This window comes from Pseudomonas sp. (assembly GCF_037994325.1).
GTDB lineage: Bacteria > Pseudomonadota > Gammaproteobacteria > Pseudomonadales > Pseudomonadaceae > Aquipseudomonas.
In genome coordinates, this window is record NZ_JBBNAH010000684.1 from 1 (window position 1) to 15,418 (window position 15,418).

The window sequence follows — 15,418 nt, forward strand, 5'->3', positions numbered from 1 at the left end:
TCGATGCCCAGCGCGTGATCGAGAACAGCCCGCTGCGTGCGGTGATTGCGGTCAACCTTGGCATTCTCCCGGATGTGGAATACCAGAGCGGCATCAGCCTGGTGGAGTACTTCTTCGACGGTCGCAAAGTCGGCGAAACCTCGTTCCCGGCGTTTGAACAGCGGCCAGTGGCAAGCGACCCGAACAAGAAAGAGCTGTTTGAGATTTGGCAGGCCACCCTGCAGGTGCCGGAAATTTCCGTGCGTGAAACCAGCCTCGGCCTGTCCGCTCGCGTACATGCTTCCAATGGCGGCGTCACCGATGCCCCGGCGCGCCTGTTGCGTGTATTGGAAAACCAGAAGCCGATCGCGCGCATTACCCAGCCAGCGGTCGGCGGTATCGCTACCGTTGGGCAAACCCTGGCGGTCACCGTTGAGGTCAGCGACGACACCCTGGACGGCGGCACCGATATTTTCTTGCAAGTGAATGGCGAAGAAGTCGGCTCCTACCGCCATGTAGTGGATAACTACGACGGCAATGCCTTTGGCCTACGCAGCACCAGCCATACCTTCCAGTTGCCGATCAAAGCCGATTGGCTGGGCCGCACCCTGGAATTGCGCGCCCAGGCGGTGGACCTGCACCAGCAAAGCAACCTCTCCGAGCCGCTGCTGATTCCGGTCAAGGGCGACCAGGCGCCGACGGTATCGTTGAGCTTCCCGGTGGAAGGCAGCCATCTGGTTTCCGGCCAACCGGTGGAATTTCGCGCCAACGCCACCGACGACCTGGGCCTGCGCCAAGTCGATTTCTATGTGAACGACAAACTGATCGGCAGCGACCTGCGCGCACCGTTCAGCACCGTGTACCAGGCGCCGCCCGGTGTGGAAAACGAAACCCCACTGGTGCTGCATGTGGTCGCCACCGACACGGCAAACCAGACCGCGCGCAGCCCGGCCGTCAACGTAACGTTGGGTAAAGACGAAGACGATCCGGTACTCAACCTGGCCTCGCCGGCCATCAGCGTCAGTGATGCTGGTGACGACCTGGCGCCGGTGGTGGAAGACAGCACTTTTGTGCTGAAACTCACCGGCTACGACAACGTCGGCGTTGAGCGTCTGGAGCTCTACGGTGTGGTCAAGGATGCCGGGGTTGGCTATCGCCTGACCGGTAACCTGAACGACCGCCTGAGCAGTGTCGATGGCGACCTCACCGTGCAGCAGATTCCGGGTGCGCTCAAGGCGTATTCGGCGCTCAAAGTGGTGTCGGCGCCCAAATTCAAAAACCTCGACGGCGTGCGTTACGACCGTTACCCGATTCGCGCCGTGGCTACCGACGCCACCGGCAATGACAGCGAACTGCAAGTGCTGATCGGCGTGGCCGATGACAGCAAACCGGAAGTGCGCGCCCTCAATCCAACCCGTGGCAGCGTCTACAGCCAAGACAGCCTGGATGTCGATGTCGTGGCCCGCGACGACCGCGCCGTACATGCCTTGGAAGCCAGCCTGTGGGCCGTCGGCGGCAACGCGCCGCTGTGGCAAAAACGCATTGACCAAGCGGGCGGCCTGACCCCCGGCCCGGACACTGTTAACCGCCTGAATATCGACCTCAAACCGCTGAACCTGGGCAACCAGCCGCGCGATCTGCTGTTGAAAGTGGCGGCCGTGGACGATGGCGGTCAGACCGGCAACACTAAGGAGCTGACGGTAAAAGTCTTGGCCGACACCCTGGGCCCACGCTTGGCCGTTACTTCGCCGATTCAGGGCGCGCCGCTGTATGCCGGCAACAAGGTCACGGTGAAACTGCGCGGCGTCGACGACACCAAACTGGTCAGCCTGCGTGCCCTGAGTGGCAGCACCGTGCTGCACAGCCGCACCCTGACGGCCGAACAGCAAGCCGCCAGCTTTGATGACCAGTTTGAACTCACCGTACCGAGCGAAGGCGAGGAACTGGTGATTCAGCTGCAAGGTAAAGACCAGTACAACAACGAAGCCGAGCCGACCCTGTGGCGCTTCCCGCTGAGCAAAGACCTGCCGCCAGTGGTCAGCGTGCGTGCCCCGGCCCCAGGCGCGCGCTTGTACGAAGGCGAAGCCTTTACCGCACAAGTGTTGGCCACCGACGACCGCAAAGTGGTCAAGCTGGAGTTCTTCCAGCGCAGCGGCGGGCAAACGCAGATCCTTAAAACCGTCACCGGCGCTGAGCTGGATAAAGGCGCGGGCGGCTATATCGGCGCCGCCCTGCGCGTACCGAACAAAGCCGGCGCTGACACCCTGATGGGCGCGCGCGCCACCGACAGCGCCGGGCAGGTCAGCGAAGCCTCGTTCGAGCTGGACATCATCGACGACACCGAAGCGCCCACCCTGCAACTGAACAAACCGGCCGGCGACTTCAGCCTGGAGCCAGGTGCCAGTTTTGAACTGCAAGGCAGCGCCGGCGATAACCAGTTTGTCGACGCCATTGACGCCGTATTTATCGACCCGGTCAGCAAAGAAGAACACGCCGTCGCCTGGACCCTGTTCAGCCGCATGGACCGGGTAGAAACCGTCAAAGTACCGAACCCCGGCACCCTGGGTGCGGTGCTGGTTGGTCAGCGTTTCTATGCCGACTTTGAAGCTCGCTTGCGCCTGACCCCGGAACTGACCAAGCGCTACAGCGGCAAGGTCCTGCAACTGGTGCTGCGTGCCCGTGACCGCGGCGTTAACGAAACCCGCTCGCCGCCAATCAACGTCAAAGTGCTGGGTGACGAAACCGGTCCGCAAATCAATATTCAGCAACCGGGTGAGCGCCTGTTCGACCGTCAGGAAACCCAACTGCAGGTCAACCTCAAAGACGACACCGCCGTTGCTTCCTATGAAGTGCGTTTGCTTGATGACCAAGGCCGCAACGAAGTGCTGGCCCAGGCCACTGGCCTGAGCGAAACCGACGTCAATGTGCCGGCCAGTGGCCTGCAAAAACTGATCGATATCGAGCGCTATCGCCCACAAGGCGAGCCGATTGCACTGACGCTGACCGTCACGGCCACCGACCTGCTCGGCAATCAAAGCCTGCAAACCCGCCGTATCCTGATTCAGCCCGACCAGCCGCCAAAACTGGCCTGGCGTGATGCCTCGCCGTCGGCCCAGCAAGAACGCGGTCAGCCCCTGCGCGGTAGCCTCAACGTTACCGATGACTATGACAACAGCACCGTTGAACACCTGCTGCTGCTTAGCTCCCTGCGCGAGCTCACCGGCAGCCGCGCGGCCAAGGGCCTGACCCTGCGCGATAAGCAACGCAACCTGGTGCAGATTGCCTTTGCCTACCCGGAAGCCGCTGGCTGGCAGGGCGCGCTGCTCTACAACGACAAGCCGTTCCTGAGCATCGCCAACGGCCGCATGACGTTACAGGGCGGTGAAGAATCCAACCCGCCGCGCACCTTGAAAGTCGGCACCACCACCAGCGTCTGGGAGCTGGAAACCTTCTCGCGCAACCTCTGCCAAGTGCGCCCGGCGCTGCGTGAAGTGCAGGCGCTCAATGGTCTCATCGATTTTGCTGCGCTGGCCAATAACGACACCACGCGCCTGGTACTGCGACCACGCAGCGGCGCGCCAGCGTTTATCCGCGAGTTGCAATTCACCTTGCAGGAGTCGGCCGCCGCCGATGTCACCCTGGCCAGCGGCAGCCGCGCGCCAGGCCGTTATGCCCTGAGCGTGCTGCTGCAAGATGGCCTCGACAGCGCCGCGCAAACCGCCTTCTTGCAACTGGGCAGCAGCGGTTCGCAGGGCAAAAACGAACAGAACTTCGCCAGCTTGATGCCGATTCCGGTAGAAGCCCAAGGCACCAGCGTCACCTTGCTGGGCCACGCCAGCGACCGCTTCGCCCATGAGCGCGGCGAGCAAACCCTTAGCGCTTTGCTGCAACAACCATTGGCCCTCGATGGCCAGGCACCGACTGCCCGGCTGATCAGCCCGGTGGCTGGCAGCGTGGCCATCCCCATGCAGCAGCTCGATCTCAAACTGGGTTTCAGCGACGACAGCCTGGCGCTGAAAAGCTTGCGCGTGCTGGAAAACCGCAGCCGCGTGGTGCACGACCTGGGCGTTAGCTACGGCCAGACCAGCTGGCAAGTGCCGTATAGCGTGCCGAAGGGTTTCACCAGCGGTGAGCTGGAACTGACCCTGATCGCCGAGGACTTCAGCGGCCGCAGCAGCGAGCACAGCCTGGTGTATCCGCTGCAAGCCAACGAAAAACCGCAGCTGACCTTTGCCGGCTTCAATACCTACTGGGTCAACGGCCACTACGAAAAAGCCCTGACTGACCCGGCGCGCATCAACTATGGCGAGTTCTGGGTGCGTATCAACGAGCGTTTCCGCCTCGACACCACCCTGCGTGATGACGCCGGCTTGGCCAGCTACCGCATCCTGCGCTTGAAGCGCGACGGCAGCGTGGCGGCAGTGATTTACGAGCGCGGCTTCCAGGTCAACTGCCCGGTGGCACCGCCGCTGGTGGCCGAAGACAAAACCGAAGTGCTGTTTGACCAGACCGAACCCACCGAATACCGCCTGGAGTTGACCGACACCTACGGCAACCTCAGCGAGCGTACGTTCCTGGTTCACCCGTTGACCAACGTGGTGCCGGAAGTGCGTATTACCGCGCCGGCCGAAGACCAGGAAATTGTCGCCGGCACCTTCCGCATTCGCGTTGGCCTGATCGCCGCCGATGACCGTCTGCTTACTGATTCGCGCCTGAAAGTATTCGCCAATGGCGTGCCGTTGCCGGTGCTGTCGTCCGGTACGGGCGCCGCGGGTGGCGAGCAAGTAATTGATGCCGCCTTTGCCAGCATCCACGACAGCCTGCACGCCAACTATGACGCTGGCATCGCTGATGACTTCGGCCGTCGTAATAGCCCGTACGCCTTGCAACGCACCTTTGTGTTGGAAGTACCGCAGGGTCTGATCCGCCACAACGAAACCCTGAAACTCACCGCGCAAATCGAAGACTCCGACGGCGCCGTGGGCCTGTTTGATCGGCAGATCAAGGTGATGGCCGACCTGATCAAACCGGAAGCGGCGATCAAGCGTCCGGTAATCGGTTTCGGTGCGCCGGAAGACAGCGATTTCACCGTCGCCTTCCAGGCCTACGACAACGTTAAGGTCAACCGCCTGACCCTGTCGCGCGCCTACGGCGTGCTGAAAAACGACGGCAGCTACGTGAAGCAGAACTTCACCCTGGTGCGCAGCATCGACGGCATTCCGGCCGATGACTACGAGCCGGTGACCACCCTCAACATCGACACCCCGGAATACAACCAACTGCTTCACGTTGAGCGCTTGGCCACCATTCTGCAGGGCTTTGGTTTAAGCACGTCTGATGTGCGGCGTGTGGATGTGCTGGTCAAAGTGGAAGCCTTCGACGCGGCCAATAGCCAGGCGTGGGAAATCGGTTACCCGGTGCACCCGGATGAGCGCCCAACCCTGGACGTCGCCGAGCCGGTGCCGGGCGCCAAGGTGGTGGAAGGCAACCCGCTGTACGTCAACGTCAAAGCTTTCGATGACGTCGGCATCGAGTACGTCAATATCATCGCCACATACGGCAACGGGCAAACCCCGTATATCCAGCGCCTGCGTACCTCGCCGTACAACTTTATGGTGCCGGTGCCGGCGTTTGATAGCGCCAACCCGGCAGCCAACCGCATCCACTTGGCCATTGAAGCGGTCGACACCTACGGCGTCGCCCACAACGACCTGGACGCCCACCGCGCCGAAGAAAGCCTGGACGTGGAAATCATCCGCGACCAACTGCCCAGCGTGGCCATCGGCACACCTAAGGACAACAGCGAAACCACCGAAGGCCAATTGCTGCTGGTGGAAGTCAACGCCGTCGATGACGTTGGCGTCGACCGCGTGGTGCTGAATATCGCCGGCTATAAAGGCGGCGACCGCAGCCTCACCGATATGGTCTTCCCCTATGAATTCCTGGTGGAAGTGCCCTACGGCCAGGCCGGTACCGACCTTAACCTGACCGCCACCACCCAAGAGCGCCGCGCCGATGGCAAGGGCCGCAGCGTCGGCACCGCGCAGCCGGTGAAAGTGCGTGTGCTCAAAGACGACAAAGCGCCACAGCTGACGGTGAAACTGCCGTTGGCCACCGGCGCCAGCGTGGCCGAGAAACGCAACCTGCCGTACCAGTTGGAAGTGACCGATAACGTGCGCGTGGGTTCGGTGAGCTTGGGCCTGTACGCCGACCGCAACGGCAATGGCAGCTATGAAGACAGCGAGCGTGTGGTTGACCGTCTGCTGCTCAGCGCGCCGTATATGGGCAGCCTGCCGCTGGGCAGCATTGCTGACTACCTGGGCCGCACCGACAACCTGCCGGAATCGCTGCCGCTGCAATTGCGCATCATCGCCCGCGACCCAAGCGGCAACGAAAGCAAAGAAACTATTGCGGTCAACCTGCTGCGCAACCAGCCACCGGAAGTGAATGCCATCAAGCTACTCGACGCCCGTGGTTTTGCCATGGGTGAAGTCACCGAGCTGACCGAGGGCCGTGGCATTGTTGTGCAGGTGCAAGCCAGCGACGCCGAAGTCGGCGTTGACGCTGCCGCGTTGTATTACGCCATTGGCCCCGTGGGCAGCGAGCCGAAGTACCAGGCCCTGGGCGAAGACTCCGCCGCGCCCTACCAATTCCAGTTCAAAGTGCCAACCGGCCGCGTTGACCAAGTGCTGCGCCTGCGCGCCAAGGCCCGTGACCTCGACGGCTACGAGTCGAGCTTTGTCGACCTGCCCGGCAGCATCAAAATCAAGGCCGACAAGGCGCCTAATGCGCGCATCGTCAAACCGGACAACGACAACGCGGTCGTCATCGACGGCGATGACGTGGAAGTATTTGTTGAGGCCTTTGACGACCTCGGTCCGGAAGGCATCGACCACGTAACGTTCTACGTCAACGGCGTGCCGGTGTTCAGCACCGAGCAGAGCTACGGCCAACAGGTCGGCAGTCACGCCCAGGACCACGTGTACCGTGCGCAAATTGCCGCGCCGGCCGGGGTTAACGGCTTTACCGTGCAAGCCATTGCCTACGACGTGCTTGGCCAGGCCGGTGAGTCGCAGATCGTGCGCGTCGGCAAGCTGGAAGACACCGTGGTGCCGCGCCTGGGCGTGTTGAGCCCAATTGATAAAGACGTGCTGACCATGGGCGAGAGCCTGCGCGCGGTGGTGTCGATTGAAGACATGGGCGGCGCCATTTCCGACGTCAGCATGCTTTGGACCCGCGAGTACCAGACCGAAGCCGGTGAATGGAAAGTCGCTGATTCCTACCCGCTGAAACTGTTCCGCGATGATGGCCGCGCCAACGGCGACACCACGCCAGTCAGCGACCCGGACAAGCACTACTTTATTTACTGGGCCGACTTCAGCCAGGGCGACGTGCTGCGCCGCACCGGCCTGCGTAACGAACGCCTGCATGTGTTGACCAAAGTGGTGACGCCTAACCACACCGTCACCCGTGACACCTTCCATGAAGTCGGCTGGCCGCTCAGCGAGCGCCGCTACATTGCCCCGCAAGTGGGCGCGCAAGCGGCTGGCAAAGGCGTGCAATACACCGCCGTTGATCAATACCGCGCGTTGGACCGTACCGGCGCGATGATCGCGGCCTGGTCGACCATCGACCCGTTGCGCATTGAACAAGGCCTGGGCCTGCTGAGCAAAACCGAAGCCCTGGCCGGTAATGCGCTGGCGCGCACCGGTATCTTTATTCTCGATGCCGTGGATGAGGCGCAGAGCAACCAGACCGGTGATTTCTTCGCCTACTCACCACTGCTTAATGGCGCGGCAGAAATGTTCAGCGGCAGCATTGGTGAGCTGGTCAGCGACGAGAACATTGTGCTGGCAGGCAAATCCGGGCTTACCGGCGGCATATGCCAAGACGGCAACCCAGGCTGTGCCTTTGTTGACCAGATGACCGCGGAAATCAAGAAAGACTGGCACGGCGGTGACACCCCAAGCGAAGGCACCGGTGCCCTGTACCTGGATAACAACGCCGGCGAATTGCTGCTGTTCGGACAGAAGAATGGCGACGGTCAGTTTGGCCTGCCGTACCTGCTGCTCGGCCGGGTGGATATGCCTTACCCAGACGTCTACGGCCTGACCCGCAGCGGCAACCTGGCCTTGGTCGCCAACGGCAATGGTGGCGTACAGGTGATTGACGTCACCAACATGACCGCGCCGTACCACGTCGGCTATATCAAACCCAACGGCTTTGCCCGCGACGTCAAAGTGCGTGGCCATTACGCCTATATCGCCGCCTCGGAAGAGGGTGTGGTGGTCGCTGACCTCAGCACCCCAGCCATGCCGATTGTGGCCAAGGTCGATACCTTGGGCATTGCCAACCGCCTCAATCTGGTCGGCAACCAGCTGTATGTCACCGATATGGCCGGCAGCGGCGACAGCGCGCGCTTAAGCCGTATTGATATCAGCGAGCCGGACCAGCCGCGTGTGGTGCAGGTGGTGGAAATTGCCCCGCATCGTCCGGACCAGACGCCTGATGGTCTGTATGACGTGCATGTGTCCGGCAACCTGGCCTACGTCACCGAAATGCTCTCCGACCAGGAAGACAAACCGTCGCAAAGCCTGGTGCAAATTCTTGACCTGGCCCGCGTCGGGGTCAGCGGTGTAGATGCCAGTGTGCCGGTGATGGTGCAGCGCAACGCCACGCTGGATAACTTCGCCGTACGCGGTGTAACCCTGGCCCGTGGCGCCATTCAAGTAGCCGCCGGCAAGGGCGGTATCGGGCGCATCGACCTGCCGGCTCTGACCGTGCTGCAACACAGCCCGCAAGTGGGCGAGACCGATATCAGCACCCAGCTGGATCAAGTGCTGATCGAACTGTCTGCCGTGCTGCCAAGTGACACGGTGCTGAGCGACTACGTACAAGTGCTCGAAGGCGATGCGCAGATTGGCCGCGATGTCACCGCGCAGTTTGACCTGGCCTTTGCAGCCCGTGGCACCGACACCACCAAGCGGCGTATTCAGCTGCTGCGCAAAGACGGCCAGAACCTGCTGCCGCGTACCCGTTACTACGTGCGCATCAAGCAAGGCCTCAAGCCGGTAACCGGTCAGGCGCTGGCCTCCGATTACGTATTCAGCTTTAGTACCGCGTCGGCCGATGCGCTGTACCCGGATATCGTCAGCATCTGCACCCGCGAAAGCGCCGAGCGCAATGGTTGCGTCAACGTCGGTGATGTTCGCGGCGGCACCCAGGTGGTGGTGCGCGGTACTAACTTTGGCGAGCAGCCGCGCCTGTCGGTCGGCGGCGAGCCACTGGTAGTCGAAAGCCGGGTGAAGAATGCCGATACCGGCATCGTCACCCTGTACGCCAAAACCGTACCGAATTACCCAGGCCCGGCTTCTGTCACCGTGACTACCGACGCGGGCCTGAGCGACACCGTGCTCGGCGGCTTTGTGTTTGTTGATGAGCTGAGCATTTCCCACCTGACGCCAGCGGTTGTGCGCGTGGCGCAGAGCGGTAAAAACGACCGCGTTGATCTGGTCGGTAAAGGCTTCCACGCCGGCATGACCCTCACCGCCTATAAGAGCGGCGAGCCGGGTACGGCGAAAACCTTCAAGGTCGGCTCCGATGACCTGCGCCTCTACAGCGCCGAGCGTATGAGCCTGCTGGTGCCGGACCTGCGTGACGACGAAGGCGGCGGGTATCGCGGCTTTATCGACATCGAGCTGGCCGACGATCTGGGTCGTCATTACGTGCAACGCAACGCCCTGTTCTATGGCCGTCTGCAACTGGACCGCAGCTTGCAAACCGAGCCGCCGATGAGCATGGAAGAGATCGACGCGCGGCTGAAAACCCTCGCCGACGGTCAGCTCACCAGCTATGTGCCTGACCCGCTGAAACTGCCGCCGGGCAACATCGTCGACCTGGCCGCCGACAGCGAATTGCACATGCTCTACGTGCTCGGCCGTGGCGAGTTGAAAGGCCCGGCACCAAGCACCCTGCTGAACCTTGAGCAGTTGCAACACTACTACGCGCCAGGCTGGATCAGCCTGGTCAAATACGACCCGGCCAAGCTGGCTGAAGCGGCGCCGCGCCATGGCCTGGGCTACTACAACCTGCCGCAAGACTTGCAGCCAAGCGCCATGGCCCTGGCCGACAAGCACCTGTACGTGACCGCACGCGGCTATGACTTCCCGTACCTGGATACCGAATACGAAGGCCGCAGCGTGTTGCTGGTGTACGACCGCGAAATCCGCGACCCGGATGTGCTCACCGAGCAGCCGCCAGGCAAAGACCGTGGCGTGCGTTACAGCTTGCCGCTGCCGTACAACACCGTGGCGGAAAAAGTGGTCGCCCATCAGGGCCTGCTGTTAATCAATGCCGGCGCTGAAGGTGTAGTCGTCGTCAGCGTTGCCGAGCCGCTGCGGCCAAGCGTGGTCCGCCGTCTGACCTCGGCCACCGTTGATGGCCGCACCCTGAGCCTGAATAACGTCAGCGATATCAGCGTGATTGGCGACACCCTGCATGTGGTCAACGGCAGCAACCGTGTGCTGTTCGACCTGAGCAAACCGTCGCTGCCGCAACTGGGTGATTCCCGCGTGGTTGGCCTTAGCGGCCTGACCGCCGATGGCAGCCAGTTTGTCACCGGCAATGGCTTGAACCTGTACGACGCCAGCCGCCCAGCGTTTATTCGTGAGCAGGGCCGCTACCTGTCTGGTGGTTTCAGTGTGCCGGGCGAGAGCAAGGCCATTCGCGCCCAGGCCAGCGCCGCGCTGAACCTGACGCAAACCGGCAGCGACAAGAGCGATTGCGAGAAGGGCGACATCGGTTACCTGGGCTTCTATGACTTCAGCCGCGCCGACAATATCAGCCTGCTCGACGCCCTCGGCCTACCGTTCTGCATTACGCCGCCGAATGGCCGGTTCCTGCTCAAGCAGCAACGCGTTAACCCGATGGCCCTCACCGACCAGGGCATCGGTGCCTTTACCGTGTACACCGCACCGGGCGGCGAAACCATGTCGCACCTGAACTTGGTCGACCTGCTAACCGTGGAACTGGTGCGCTCCAGCCCCGCCGACGGCGCTGACGGTGTGCCGCTGGACAGCCCGCTGACCCTGCAATTCACCCGTCCGCTGAGCGCCATGGACGACGAGCAGTTGCGTCAATTCCTGGTGCTGCAACACGACGCACAGAACAACCAGCCAGCCAGCGAACTGCCGTTTAGCCTGCAACGTAGCACCGACCAACGCGTGCTCAGCGTGCAGCCAAGCCAAGGTCTGCAAGCCAACCACAGCTACCGCATCGTGCTGAAAGGCGACCTCGCCAGCCGCCGCAGCCGTGGCCTGCTGGAACACGCCATTCGCTTCCGCGCCGGTGTCGCCGGGGGTGCCCAGGTGCAAATCGTCAGCACCGCGCCGGGCATGCTCGATGTCGGCGGCGGTGATTTGGATGTGGTGCTGCGTGGCGCCAGCGGTCAGGTGCAGTTCAGCGTGTCGGGCCAAGCGGCCAGCGGTTCGTTGGCCGAAACCCTGGTCGATGGCACGGCGCGTTATCGCATCCAGGCACCCGCCAGCTTGCCGGGCGCCGCCAGCCTGCAAGTGGTCAGCGGCAACGGCAGCAAGGCGTCGAAAGTCGGTGCCGTGCAGTTTGTTGAACCGCTGCTGCTGCGCTCGCTGACCCCAGCCCTGGGCTCGCTGAATGGCGGCACCCGCGTGCAGATCAAAGGCCAGGGTTTCCGCAGCGAAACCGGCGCGATGACCGTGCACTTCGGCGATATCCCAGCGGTTTCCTACAAGGTGCTCGACGCCGAAACCCTGGAAGTGCTCGCCCCGGCCGGGCCGATTGGCACCGTCGATGTACGTGTGCAATTGAACAACGGCCAGCAAGGCACCCTGACTCAAGCCTTTACCTACCAGCAGCCGCCGCAATCGCAGATCCGCGATAAGGGTCGCATCTATGACATGGCGCTGGACCCGTCCGGCAGCCTGTTGTTTGCCGCCCAAGGCGAGACCGGCGTATTGGTCTATGACCTGAACGCCGGCAACTACAGCGCCGACCCGCAAAAGCCGCTGAACCCGGATGATCTGCTGCGCCTGATCGACCGTAACGGCGACAAGTCTGACGACCGCATTCTGTCGCGCATCAGCCTGCCGGCCGGCTTTATCGCCGTTGGCGTAGAACCCTATTTCGAACGTGGCAGCGACCGCGTGTATATCACCGCCGTGCGCCTGGGCAGTGGCGGCACGCCGGATGCAGCGCGCCTGTTTACCGTGGCCTTTGATGAACTGGACCCGGCGAAAACCACCCTGATCGGCAGCCTGGAATTGCCTGGCAACGCCGTGCGTGGTCTGCGTGTACGCAACGCCCGTGTGCTGCTGGCTATGGGTAGCGAAGGCTTGGGTATCGTTGATTCCTTCTTGCCGAACAAAACCTACCTGGTACAAAACCTGGCCGCTGCGGCCAACGTGCCGATGCTGGATATCGCCACGCAGGCGGGTGATGCCGGCGCTGCCGGGCTGATCGTCGCCGTCGGTGGGGCGTTTGATTACCGCACCAACCGCCTGCAAACCAAGGAAGAAATCGGCAGCGGCGGCTTCCAGGTCTACAGCCAAAGCGCCAGCCAAGGCCTGCAACGCCTTGGCCAACTCGACCTGCCGGGTACCCGCGTCTCGTTGCAAGGCCGTTACGCCTATGTCGCCGCCGGCGCCAGCGGTGTGGCCGTGGTCGACTTGCTCGACCCAAGCGCACCAAGCGTGGTCGCCCGGGTTAACGACATTGGCTATGTGTACGACCTCGACTTCAATGGCAACACCCTGTATGTCGCCCGTGGTGACAAAGGTGTGCTGATGATCGACGTCACTAACCCGCTCAAGCCTGTAGCGGGTCGCAGCATGACCTCCAGCGGCTCGGTAGAAAGCGTGGTGGCTGGCGATTACTCCGCCCATTCCGGTGGTGTCGATGCCCAAGGCAGCCTGCTGCAAGTGGTGCCAGACGTACTGCTGAAACTGATTGGTGTCGACCCGGCTAACAGCATCGTCGACCGTCAGGTCGACGGCAGCGTGCAAGTGATTGCGCGCTTTAACAAAGCCATCGACCTGTACCCAGCCAACAACGCCCTGGTGCAGTTGCTCGACGCCCAAGGCCAGGCGCTGCCGGCGACCGTAACCATCGTTAACAACGACGCCAAGCTGGTGGTGGCGCCGGCCACCGCCGACCGCCTGCCGGTGGGCGAGCGCCTGACCTTGCTGGCCAAAGCCGGTATCGCCTCGGTGAAACCGGTGAGCGCCAACGACACGGTGGTGTTGCAGCGCCTGACCCAAGACCAGCGTGTGGCGCTGACCTTCCGTGGCGCGCGTAACGACACCTTGTCGATTGAAGCCGTGACCCCACGCCGGGTTGCGCGCGACACCGTCAGCCTGATCACCGTCAGCGCCCTCGGCCTGCCAGCCAACCTCGGCCAAGTGCGCCTGTATGCCGGCGACCGCGCCCTGCAAATCGAAGGCGTGACCCGCGACAACAGCAGCGCTCCAGCCATATTGAAAGTCAGCGTGCCGGCCCTGCCGCGCGCCGGCCAATACAACCTGACCTTGCAAGTACAGCGTGACGGCCTGTGGCAACAAACCGTGCTGGAAGGTGCCCTGCTGGTCGACGCCCCGATTCGTTTCGACGCCCTGGTGCCGCTGTGGGGCCCGGTGGCTGGTGATACCACGGTGACCATTAGCGGTGACGGTTTCGAGCCGGGCAACACCGTGATGGATGGCCTGAAAGTGCGCTTCGGCGGCTTGCCGGTCGGCCGTATTGAGGTGTTGGCCAGCAACCGTATGCGCGTTACGTCGCCGCGCGGTGCGCCAGGCAAAGTTGATGTGCTCGGTGAAGACCGCTACGGCAACCAGGCCAGCCTCACTGGCATCCGTGGTTTCGGTTACGGCCTGCGCAAACAGTCGGAATTGCACCCGTCGCTGATCTTCCCGAACGATGTGTGGATCGACCAGCAAACCGGCGTGGCCGTTACCAACGGCGGCTATATGGTCAACGGCTATGGCAAACAGACCCTGCCAGGTGGCGGTTGGCTGCCGGAGCTGTACCGTGCGGCGTCGTTCTCGGTGCAGGACGCCAGCAAGCCGGTGCTGGTCGGCGGTGCGCCGGCGCTGCCAAGCGATAGCACGCGGCTGAGTTTGAAAGCGCAGGCCAACGCCATCTACAAACGTATGGAAGGCGTTAACGCGATAGAGCCGACCGAAGAAGAACAAGAAATTCTCGACCGCCAGGCTGCCCAAGACTTCAAAGTCGGCTTTGATTCGCTGCGCATCAGCCCGACCGTTGAGTGGGAACAAAACACCTGGCGCAAACGCCTGTACGTGGCCAGCGGCGTTGGCGGTGTGGCGCGTTTGAACCTGGACGAGCAGAACGGCCTGCAAACGATTCAGCAAGAAGACCTCAGCGCACCGATCAGCCGCCTGGTCAAACAAGGCCCCGGTTTGTTTGCCGCTGAAGTGGCGGTAACGGTCGAGCCACCGAACGCCGACACCTGCACCTTTAAAATCGACGTCGCGGCCCCCGGTGACCTGCTCGCCCTTAACTACCAGAACGGCGAAGACCCGGTACGTGTGCCGGGCCCAGCGGGGCTGCAAGGCGGCGCGCTGCTGCAACTGAACGACGGCTGGCTGTTTAGCGGCGGTATGGTGCGCGGGGCCAAATGGGTCAACTGCCCAGGCTGGGATGAATCGCTCGGCGTGCCGGTGGATGGCAAAGCCGGTGAAATCCGCGCCCTGAACCTGTTCGACCCGGCACAAACGCGCAGCTACAGCTTTGTTGCCAACCCGCAAGACATCGTCAGCTACGGCCGTTACCTGATCGCCGCCGTGGGCAGCCGTGGCCTGGAAATCATTAACCGCGACGAGCCGGAAGAGCGTGTAGTGCTCGCCCTCGACGGCCAACTGCAAGCGATCCCGGGTCGTGGTGTGCGCCTGCGCTTGGCCGGCAGCCTGCTGTTTGTTTCGGCCGACAGTGGCGTGGTGGTGGTTGACCTTAGCGAGCCGCTGCAACCGCGCGTGGTCTCGGCTGGTAACGCCGAACGTATTGAAGCGCTGGACCTGTTTAATAACCGCCTGGTGGCTGGTTCCGGCACGGCGGGCCTGACCCTGCTGGAGCTGCCGGGTGCCCTGGTGCTGGATGCCAGCGTGAAACAGGGCGGCGTACTGCCGGCCGGTGAACAGGCGCTGCAACTGACCTTTAACGAACCGGTCACCCTCGAATCCCTGCGGGCGGCCGGCGCCCTGCGCTTGCTCGATGTCAGCAACGGTGAACAAGCGCTGAACGCACCGACTATCGAAGCCTTGAACGGTGACGGCCAGTCCGCCAGCCGTGTGGTGCTGCGCTTTACCCCAACCCCGGGCGCGCAACTGCGTCTGCGCTTGGAGCAAGCGCGCAACCTGCGTGGCGCCGGTCTGTGGTCGCCGTACCAGGT

Annotated in this window: 1 protein-coding gene; it reads left to right on the forward strand. The window is 62.7% G+C overall.

Annotated features, from left to right (window positions below; genetic code table 11):
* Positions 1-15,418, forward strand: a 15,418-nt coding sequence (locus AAAB16_RS22665) for an Ig-like domain-containing protein (protein ID WP_340665373.1), incomplete at both ends; no start/stop codon positions are given.